The sequence below is a fragment of the Streptomyces sp. NPDC056503 genome, from assembly GCF_042794995.1.
In the GTDB taxonomy this organism is placed as follows: Bacteria; Actinomycetota; Actinomycetes; order Streptomycetales; family Streptomycetaceae; genus Streptomyces.
In genome coordinates this window covers 1-9,324 of sequence record NZ_JBHTST010000207.1, presented here as the reverse complement: position 1 = coordinate 9,324, position 9,324 = coordinate 1, and the positions used below count along the sequence as shown (strand labels likewise).

At 71.5% G+C, this 9,324-nt stretch carries 9 protein-coding genes; 6 read left to right on the top strand and 3 right to left on the bottom strand.

Annotation, left to right across the window (positions count from 1 at the left end; translation table 11 throughout):
- Nucleotides 1-52: 52 nt before the first annotated feature.
- Complete coding sequence (locus tag ACFQ8C_RS35330) at nt 53-2,284, bottom strand: transglycosylase domain-containing protein (RefSeq protein WP_383465811.1); 2,232 nt, start codon at nt 2,282-2,284, stop codon at nt 53-55.
- 385 nt (nt 2,285-2,669) lie between these two features.
- Here ACFQ8C_RS35330 and ACFQ8C_RS35325 point away from each other — a divergent pair, with 385 nt between their 5' ends.
- Nucleotides 2,670-3,014, top strand: a complete 345-nt coding sequence (locus ACFQ8C_RS35325) for a WhiB family transcriptional regulator (RefSeq protein WP_030749207.1) — start codon at nt 2,670-2,672, stop codon at nt 3,012-3,014.
- A 34-nt stretch (nt 3,015-3,048) separates the two neighbouring features.
- Here ACFQ8C_RS35325 and ACFQ8C_RS35320 read toward each other — a convergent pair whose 3' ends face one another.
- Nucleotides 3,049-4,560: an ArsA-related P-loop ATPase gene (locus ACFQ8C_RS35320; RefSeq protein WP_383465809.1), complete on the bottom strand. Its 1,512-nt coding sequence runs from the start codon at nt 4,558-4,560 to the stop codon at nt 3,049-3,051.
- Nucleotides 4,561-4,574: 14 nt separating this feature from the next.
- Nucleotides 4,575-5,540, bottom strand: a complete 966-nt coding sequence (locus ACFQ8C_RS35315; protein ID WP_383465807.1) for an ArsA family ATPase — start codon at nt 5,538-5,540, stop codon at nt 4,575-4,577.
- A gap of 123 nt (nt 5,541-5,663) precedes the next feature.
- Between ACFQ8C_RS35315 and ACFQ8C_RS35310 the strand changes: the two genes are divergently transcribed.
- From ACFQ8C_RS35310 to ACFQ8C_RS35290, 5 genes are all read left to right on the top strand, one after another.
- Complete coding sequence (locus ACFQ8C_RS35310; RefSeq protein WP_158821993.1) at nt 5,664-5,819, top strand: DUF4177 domain-containing protein; 156 nt, start codon at nt 5,664-5,666, stop codon at nt 5,817-5,819.
- Nucleotides 5,816-6,286, top strand: a complete 471-nt coding sequence (locus ACFQ8C_RS35305; protein ID WP_383465804.1) for a RidA family protein — start codon at nt 5,816-5,818, stop codon at nt 6,284-6,286. Before ACFQ8C_RS35310 ends, ACFQ8C_RS35305 begins: the two co-directional genes overlap by 4 nt.
- 318 nt (nt 6,287-6,604) lie before the next feature.
- Nucleotides 6,605-7,468, top strand: a complete 864-nt coding sequence (locus tag ACFQ8C_RS35300; protein WP_383465802.1) for an NUDIX hydrolase — start codon at nt 6,605-6,607, stop codon at nt 7,466-7,468.
- Complete coding sequence (locus tag ACFQ8C_RS35295; RefSeq protein WP_383465800.1) at nt 7,465-8,295, top strand: MBL fold metallo-hydrolase; 831 nt, start codon at nt 7,465-7,467, stop codon at nt 8,293-8,295. Before ACFQ8C_RS35300 ends, ACFQ8C_RS35295 begins: the two co-directional genes overlap by 4 nt.
- Nucleotides 8,296-8,390: 95 nt before the next feature.
- Nucleotides 8,391-9,275: a prohibitin family protein gene (locus ACFQ8C_RS35290; RefSeq protein WP_383465798.1), complete on the top strand. Its 885-nt coding sequence runs from the start codon at nt 8,391-8,393 to the stop codon at nt 9,273-9,275.
- The last annotated feature ends 49 nt before the right edge of the window (nt 9,276-9,324 follow it).

Below are 9,324 nucleotides of genomic sequence, written 5' to 3'. Positions count from 1 at the left end.
CCGCCGGAGACTTCCGGCGGGGGCGCCCTTCTCGTGTGACCGTGTGACCGGGTCAGCGGTTGCCGCGGCCGTTGCCGGGTCGGGTGGCGTCCCCGCCGGTCAGGTCGGGGAGCGTGATGCCCGGGAGGGGGTTGGTCGGCTGGTCGGCCGGCTTGTCGCCGCCCCGGCGCGGCTTGTCGTCCCGCTTGTCGTCCTTCTTCGGGTCCTTCGGCTTCTCGGCCCGGGGGACGGTGACGCCGACGAACGGCGGGGTCTCGTTGCCGAGCGCGCCGGTCATGGCGATCCGCCAGATCGGGCCGGGGAGGCAGCCACCGCAGACCTTGTCGTAGTACTCGCCGCCGATGGTGAGGCGGTACATGGACTTCTTCTCGCCGACGTCGTCACCGACCCAGACGGCGGTGGACAGGTTCGGGGTGTAGCCGACGAACCAGGCGTCCTTGCGGTCGTTGGTCGTACCGGTCTTGCCCGCGTTGTCGCGGTCGCTCAGTCCGGCCTTCGTACCGGTGCCGTCCTCGACCACGCCCTTCAGCATCTGGTTGATGGTGTCGGCGGTGCGGTCGGCCATGGCGCGCGTGCACTTGGTCTGCGGGACGTTGAGCTTCTCGCCGTTGGCGGTCTTGATGGAGTCGATCGCGACCGGGACGCAGTAGATGCCGCGGTTGGCGAAGGTGGCGTAGACGGAGGCCATGTCGAGCGGGGTGGACTCGACACTGCCGAGGGTCGCGGACGGGCTCTGCTTGATCGCCTTGCCCAGCTCGCGCTCGTAGCCGACCTTCTTCGCCATCGTCAGCGTCTCGCAGAGACCGGCCATCTGCTCGAGGCGGGCGAAGTAGGTGTTGATCGACTTCCCGAGGGCACTCGTCATGTCGTACATGCCCTTCTCCGACTCGAGCTCGTTGCCGACCTTCCAGTCGGCGTAGCCGGAGGGCTTGCCGTCGCAGCGGGTGTAGTCCTTCTCGGAGACGGTGATCTCCGTCGGGTCGTTGAAGTTCTGCGCCGGGCTCAGCCCCTTCTCCAGGGCCGCGGCGGCGGTGATCGGCTTGAAGGTCGAGCCGACCTGGAAGCCGTACGTCGTGCCGCCCATCTTGCTGCCGACGGCGAGGTTGAGCGTCGTCTGGTGCTGCTTCTGGTCCAGGCCGTACGGGCGGGACTGGCCCATCGACAGGATCTTGCCGGTGCCGGGCTGGACCTGCACGACCGAGGCGGCGACCGGGTCGTCCTTGTTGATCTTCGCGATCGCGGCCTCGTTCGCCGCCGCCTGCGCCTTCGGGTCGAGCGTGGTGCGGACGGTCAGGCCGCCCAGGTTCCACAGCTTCTGGCGCTCCTCGGCGGTCTTGCCGAAGACCGGGTCGTTGAGGATCGTCTTGCGGACGTAGTCGCAGAAGAAGCCGGCGCCGTCGACGGCGGTGATGCAGCCGTTCTTCGGCGTCTTCACCTTCAGCCTGATCGGCGTGGCCTTGGCCTTCTCCAGCTCGGCCTGGCTGATGTCGCCGACGTCCGCCATCCGCTGGAGGACGATGTCGCGCCGCTTGGTGGCTTCCTGGAGGTCGTTGATCGGGTCGAAGCGGCTCGGCGACTGCACCAGGCCGGCCATCATCGCGGCCTCGCCCAGGCTCAGCTTCGCCGCGGGCTTGGAGAAGTAGCGCTGCGAGGCGGCCTCGATGCCGTACGCCTGCTGCCCGAAGAACGTGATGTTGAGGTAGTTCTCCAGGATCTTCTTCTTGCCCAGCTCCTCCTCGACCTGGATCGCGTACTTCAGCTCGCGGACCTTGCGGCCGATCGTCTGCTGGGTGGCCTGCGCGACCTTCTCCGGGTCGTCACCGGCCTCCTCGACGAAGACGTTCTTCACGTACTGCTGGGTGAGCGTGGAGGCGCCCTCGGAGACCCCGCCCGACTGCGCGTTCTTGTTGATCGCGCGCAGCACGCCCTTGAGGTCGATCGCGCCGTGCTCGTAGAAGCGCGCGTCCTCGATCGCGACGATCGCCTTCTGCATGTAGGGGGAGATCTTCTCCAGCGGCACCACCTTGCGGTCCCGGGAGTAGACGGTGGCGATCAGCCCGCCATCGGAGTCCAGGATGGTGGTGCGCTGACTGAGCGGCGGGGTCTTCAGATTGGAGGGGATCTCGTCGAACCCCTCGACCGTCCCCTTCGCCGCCAGACCCAGTGCCCCGGCCGCGGGCAGGGCGATGCCCGCCAGCACCGCTCCGGAGAGCACACTGACACCGAGGAACTTGGCGGCCTGCTGGGTCCCGGTCAGACCACCGCCCGAGCGCTTCTTTGCCATGGGGGCAGCCTACGTTCTCAATCGCCGGACACACGTATATGCCTTGGCCTAAGCTGCTCCCAACTGTCACAGGAGTGCGGTCCGGCATCAACCCCCGTGCGTGACATTCGCCTGAATTCCGGCATGAGTTCCCGCGTCCCGAATACGCGGGCAAGGTGTGTCCGATTCCGGCGCGTGTGTCAGGGGGTGCCCTATAACACACGCATGTCCTTCGATCACTCCCCTGGGTGATCTGACGCACACGCATAGTCCGTTCGGGCCATTCAAGATTGGGCCCGAAGGGGGTGTTGCGCTGTCCCTGCCTTCCGTAACGTCCCAACTGGCAGCGGTGAATATGCCGCTGCCGCCGTGGGGGAGCCTCGATTCGGGAGAGGACGGCGCCGGTATGGGCTGGGTAGCTGACTGGAGTGCGCAGGCGGCCTGCCGCACTACCGATCCGGATGAACTTTTCGTGCAGGGAGCGGCACAGAACAGGGCAAAGGCGGTGTGCACCGGCTGCCCGGTACGCACCGAGTGCCTCGCCGACGCCCTGGACAACCGTGTGGAGTTCGGCGTGTGGGGCGGCATGACGGAGCGCGAGCGCCGTGCCCTGCTGCGCCGACGCCCCACGGTCACCTCGTGGCGACGGCTCCTGGAGACCGCGCGCACCGAGTACGAGCGTGGCGCGGGCCTGCTGCCCGTGGCCATGCAGGACGACGCGACGTACGAGGAGTACGCCGCGGTCGGGTAGTCCCCCCTCGTCCCGCTCGTGCGGTGAGGTCCCGTCAGGGACGGTCGCGCGGCGACGAGAGGCGTTCACCGATGGCCCGCAGCCCGGCGAGGTCGTGCACATCGCCGGGCAGGGCGGCCACCTCGGTCACCGGCACCTCCGGGTGGAGGGCCGTGAAGCGGTCCCGCGTGCGCTGCTCGCGCGCGAGCACCCGCATCCGCTCGGCGTGCAGCCGGAGCAGACCCGCGGTGAGCCGCGCGAGGTCCGGATCGGTCTCGGGGACGGTGCTGCCGTGGTCTTCGGTCGCATCGGCTGTGGGGGCAGCCTCGGGTGCGGCAGCGGGACGTGCGGGGGATTCGGCGGCGGTGGCGGAGTGCGACGGCTCGGACGACGTGGCCGGGACGCCACGCACTCCAGTCTTCCCGGGCCCCTGATCCACAATGCGGCCCTCGTCAAGATTTTCCGCGGCCGCCCGCGCCCGCTCGGCCGAGAGGCGCGCCGCGCCGCTGCCGTGGACCCGGTTGAGGACGAGACCGGCCAGCGGCATGCCCTCCGCGGCCAGCCGCTCCACGAAGTACGCCGCCTCCCGCAGCGCGTCCCGCTCCGGCGCCGCGACGACGAGGAAGGCCGTGCCCGGTGCCTGGAGCAGCCGGTACGTGGCGTCCGCCCGCGTCCGGAAGCCGCCGAACATCGTGTCCATCGCGGCGACGAAGGTCTGCACGTCCCCCAGGAACTGACCGCCGAGCAGCTTCCCCAGCGTCCCCGACATCATCGACATGCCGACGCTGAGGAACTTCATCCCGGCCCGGCCGCCCACCTTCGCCGGCGCCATCAGCAGCTTGATGAACTTCCCGTCCAGGAAGGACCCCAGCCGCTTCGGCGCGTCCAGGAAGTCCAGGGCCGAACGGGACGGCGGGGTGTCGACGACGATCAGGTCCCACTCGTCCCGGGCCCGGAGCTGCCCCAGCTTCTCCATCGCCATGTACTCCTGCGTACCGGCGAAGCCGGCGGACAGGGACTGGTAGAAGGGGTTCTCCAGGATCGCCCGCGCCCGCGCGGGCTCCGCGTGCGCCTCGACGATCTCGTCGAAGGTCCGCTTCATGTCCAGCATCATGGCGTGCAGTTCGCCGCCGTCCGAACCCTTGACGCCGTCCACCTTGCGCGGGGTGTTGTCGAGCGCGTCGATGCCCATCGACTGGGCGAGCCGCCGGGCCGGGTCGATGGTGAGGACCACCACCCGCCGGCCCCGCTCCGCCGCCCGCACGCCCAGCGCCGCCGCCGTGGTCGTCTTGCCGACGCCGCCGGAGCCGCAGCAGACGATGATCCGGGTGCCCCGGTCGTCGAGGATCGGGTCGATCGCCAGGGCCCGCACGGCGTCCGCGTCGAGCCCGCCCGGGGCGGTGGCCGGACCCCTCCCCGGGGCCGGGGTCTCCTCCGCGACCGGGGTCTCCTCCGCGACCGGGGTCTCCTCCGGGGGAGAGGCCGTCTCCGTGGGAGAGGCGGTCTCCGGCACGGGGGTCTTCTTGGGCACGGAGGTCTTCTCGGGCAGGGACGTCTTCCCGGGCATGGGGGTCTTCTCCGTCACGCCGTACCCACCCCTTGCTTCCGCAGTTCCTTCGCCAGGCGGTAGAGGCCCGCGATGTCCGCTCCGTCGCCCAGGTACGGCAACTCGTACGCGGGCAGGCCGATGCCGTCCAGGACGGCCCGCTGCTCCCGCTCCAGCTCCACCCGGCGCGCGTGCTCGGCGGCCTGGTCGAGCAGCGGCTCCACCAGGGCGGCGGAGCCCGTGACCCCGGCGGAGGCCAGGGTCCGCGCGATCGCCTCGCGGTGGTCGCCGGAGGCGGCCCGTACCGCCGCCTCGTCCAGGACGTGGGGGCGGACCATGTTCACCACCACCCGGCCCACCGGCAGTCCCGCCGCGCGCAGCTCGGCGACGCCGTCCGCGGTCTCCTGGACCGGCATCTCCTCCAGGAGGGTCACCAAGTGCACCGCCGTCTCGGGGGACTTGAGGACCTTCATCACCGCCTGCGCCTGATTGTGTATCGGGCCGATCCGGGCCAGCCCCGCCACCTCGTCGTTCACGTTGAGGAAGCGGGTGATGCGGCCGGTCGGCGGGGCGTCCATCACCACGTGGTCGTAGACGGGGCGGCCGTCGCGCTCCCGCCGGCGGACCGCCTCGCACGCCTTCCCGGTGAGGAGGACGTCCCGCACCCCCGGCGCTATCGTCGTCGCGAAGTCGATCGCCCCGAGCTTCCTCAGGGCACGGCCCGCGCCGCCCAGTTTGTAGAACATCTGGAGGTAGTCGAGGAGGGCGCGCTCGGCGTCGATGGCCAGCGCGTACACCTCGCCGCCGCCCGGAGCCACGGCGATCTTGCGCTCCTCGTAGGGAAGCGCCTCCGTCTCGAAGAGCTGTGCGATGCCCTGTCTGCCTTCGACCTCGACGAGGAGCGTGCGCTTCCCCTCCGTCGCGAGGGCGAGGGCGAGGGCGGCGGCGACCGTCGTCTTACCGGTACCGCCCTTGCCGCTGACGACCTGGAGCCTGCTCACGCTGTCGAGCCTAACCACTGGCGGGCCCGCGCAATCAGCGGACCGCCCCGGAGAAGCCCCCGAGCCCGGACCCTAGGGGGAGCCTCGGAGGAGCACCCCGCCGCAGCGGCTACAGTCGGGCCCATGACCAAGTGGGAGTACGTCACGGTGCCGCTTCTGGTGCACGCGACCAAGCAGATTCTCGACAACTGGGGCCAGGACGGCTGGGAGCTCGTCCAGGTCGTGCCCGGGCCCAACCCGGAGCAGCTGGTGGCCTACATGAAGCGGCCGCAGTCGTGAGCGGGGCCGTCGAGGCTCGGATCGCCGAGCTGGGCCTGAAGCTGCCCGAGGTCGTCCCGCCGCTCGCCGCCTACCAGCCGGCCGTGCAGTCCGGCGTGTACGTCTACACCTCGGGCCAGCTCCCGATGGTGGAGGGCAAGCTTCCGGTGACCGGCAAGGTCGGCGCCGAGGTGACCGCCGAGGAGGCCAAGGCGCTCGCCGCCACCTGCGCGCTGAACGCGCTCGCGGCCGTGAAGTCGGTCGTCGGTGACCTCGACCGGATCAAGCGGGTCGTGAAGGTCGTCGGCTTCGTCGCCTCAGCCTCCGACTTCACCGGCCAGCCCGGTGTCGTCAACGGCGCCAGCGAGCTGCTCGGCGAGATCCTCGGCGACAAGGGCGTGCACGCCCGCAGCGCCGTCGGTGTCGCCGTCCTCCCGCTCGACGCCCCCGTCGAGGTCGAGGTCCAGGTCGAGCTGACCGAGGCCTGATCCCGAGATTCCGTCGTGGCCCCACCCGGGTCCCGTCGAGGCCCCACCGAGGCCTGATCCCGGCCGCCACGCGCGCGTGGCGCCCCCGGTACGGCACGGAGCCGGCCGCCCCCTCCTGGGGGCGACCGGCTCTCGCGCGTTCCGGGGGCCCCGTGCGTCGAGATCGGCCCGTGCGCCGAGGCGGGCCCGTGCGTCGAGATCGGCCCGTGCGCCGAGGCGGGCCCGTGCGTCGAGATCGGCCCCGAGCGTTCCGGCCGCCGCCCCCGTGCGTCGAGGCGGGCCCTCGTGCATTCCGTTCGTTGCGCATAGCATCCGCCCATGTCGAATGGTCAGTGGTACCCGCCGGAATGGCCCGACCGCATCCGCGCCCTCGCCGCCGGCGAGCTGGTGCCGGTGACGCCCCGGCGCGCCGCCACCGTGCTCCTGCTGCGGGACGCTCCCGACGGGCCCGAGGTCCACATGCTGCGCCGCCGCACCTCCATGGCCTTCGCCGGCGGCGCGTACGCCTACCCGGGCGGCGGGGTGGACCCGCGCGACGAGCAGCCGGTGCGCTGGGCCGGGCCCTCCCTGGAGGAGTGGGCGGAGCGGCTCGGGCTCGACGAGCCCGCGCAGGCGCAGGCCGTGGTCTGCGCCGCCGTCCGCGAGACCTTCGAGGAGGCGGGCGTGCTGCTCGCCGGGGAGACCGCGGACACCGTCGTCGGCGACACCACCGGCGAGGACTGGGAGCGCGACCGGGTGGCGCTGGTCGCCCGCGAGCTGTCCTTCGCGGACTTCCTCGACCGGCGCGGTCTCGCGCTCCGCTCCGACCTGCTCGGCGCCTGGGCCCGCTGGATCACCCCCGAGTTCGAGCAGCGCCGGTACGACACCTGGTTCTTCGTGGCCGTCCTGCCGGCCGGGCAGCGGACGCGGGACGTCTCCGGCGAGGCCGACCGCACGGTGTGGACCCGCCCGGCCGACGCGGCGGACGGCTACGACCGCGGCGAGCTGACGATGATGCCGCCGACCATCGCGACGCTGCGCTCCGTCCAGCCCTGTGCCACCGCCGCGGAGGCCCTGGCGGCGGCCGGGAAGCAGTCCATGACGCCGGTCCTCGCCCACGCGCGCGTGGAGGGCGGCCAGGTGGTGCTCACCTGGCCGGGGCACGACGAGTTCACCAAGCGGGTCGAGGGAGGCACCCCGTGACCGACGCCGCCGCCCTGCCGGGCCAGCCGCGCGGGCTCGTCACCTCGGGGCCCGCGACCGGGCGGGCCGTGAACGTGCTCGCGCCCAACCCGTCCGCGATGACCCTGGACGGCACCAACACCTGGCTGCTCTCCGAGCCCGGCTCGGGGCTGGCCGTCGTCGTCGACCCGGGCCCGCTCGACGAGGGCCACCTCCGGCATGTGATCGACACGGCCGAGAAGCTGGGCAAGCGGATCGCGCTGACCCTGCTGACCCACGGGCACCCGGACCACGCCGAGGGCGCGGGCCGCTTCGCCGAGCTGACCGGCACCTCCGTCCGCGCGCTCGACCCGGCGCTCCGTCTCGGCGACGAGGGACTGGGGGAGGGGGACGTGGTCACCGTCGGCGGCCTGGAGCTGCGGGTGGTGCCGACGCCGGGCCACACCTCCGACTCGCTCTCCTTCCACCTGCCCGCCGACCGCGCGGTGCTGACCGGCGACACGATCCTGGGGCGCGGCACCACGATGGTGGCGCATCCGGACGGGCGCCTCGGCGACTACCTGGACTCGCTGCGGCGGCTGCGCTCGCTGACCGTCGACGACGGCGTGCACACGGTCCTGCCGGGCCACGGGCCGGTCCTGGAGGACGCCCAGGGGGCCGTGGACTTCTATCTGGCGCACCGGAAGAGCCGGCTGGCGCAGGTGGAGACGGCGGTCGAGCAGGGCCACCGGACGGCGCCGGAGGTCGTGGCGCACGTCTACGCGGACGTCCACCGCTCGCTGTGGCCCGCGGCGGAGCTCTCCGTCCTGGCGCAGCTGGAGTACCTGCGGGAGCGCGGGGCGATCTGACTCCGCATCCGACTTCGTACCCCGGGAACCTGCCGGCTCTCCCGAGTGTCTTACGCTCCGCTTACATCAGGCCGTAGCTCTCGGGGGGAATGCCCATGTTCGTCATAGCCATCCTGTTGGTCATCGCCGCGGTGGTGCTCTGGTTCGTCGGCAGGTCGCAGGACTCGACCGGTTGGAAGCTGGGTGCCGCCGGCGCGCTGGTCGCCGGAGTCTTCTCGGTGATCGTGAGCATGACCTACGTGATCAGCGCGTACGAGGTCGGCGTCCCGGTCGCCTTCGGCAAGGTCGGGTCCCCGATGACCTCCGGCATGCACGTGAAGTCGCCGTTCACCGACGTCACCACCTTCTCCACCCGCCCGGTCGACCTCAACCTCTCCGACAAGGACGTGGTCGAGGTCCGCTCCTCGCAGGGCGGCGTCATGTACGCCGAGGTCACCGTGAAGTGGGCCGTCGTCCCGTCCCAGGCCGTCGAGCTCTACAAGCTCGCGGGGAGCGAGGACGCCATCCAGCAGCGGCTGGTCTACCCGGACAGCCGTGAGATCGTCCGGAACGTCTTCGCCCGCTACACCAGCGAGCAGGGGTACGCCTCCGACCGCGAGAAGATCAACGCCGAGATCGCCTCCCTGATCAAGGAGCGCCTGACCCCGCGCGGCATCGTCGTCACCACGGTCAACCTGCGGAACGTGAAGCCCTCGGACGCGCTCCAGGGCCAGATCGACCGCAAGATCCAGCAGCAGCAGGCCACCGAGCGAGCCCTGGAGGCCGCCCGTACCGCGACGGCGGACGCGGACCGGCGCCGGATCGAGGCGGAGGGCATCGCCCGCGCCAACAAGATCCTCAACGACTCGCTGACCGACAAGGTCCTCGCGAACCAGTGCATCGACGCCTTCAAGGAGGCCGCGGCGAAGAACCCGGTCTACGCGGTGCCCTGCGGCAGCGGCGGCTCGGCCCCGGTGATCGTGGACGGCACGAAGCGCTGATCCCCACGGAAGGCTGATCCCACGGAAGGGGGCCGCCCGGTTCGACCGG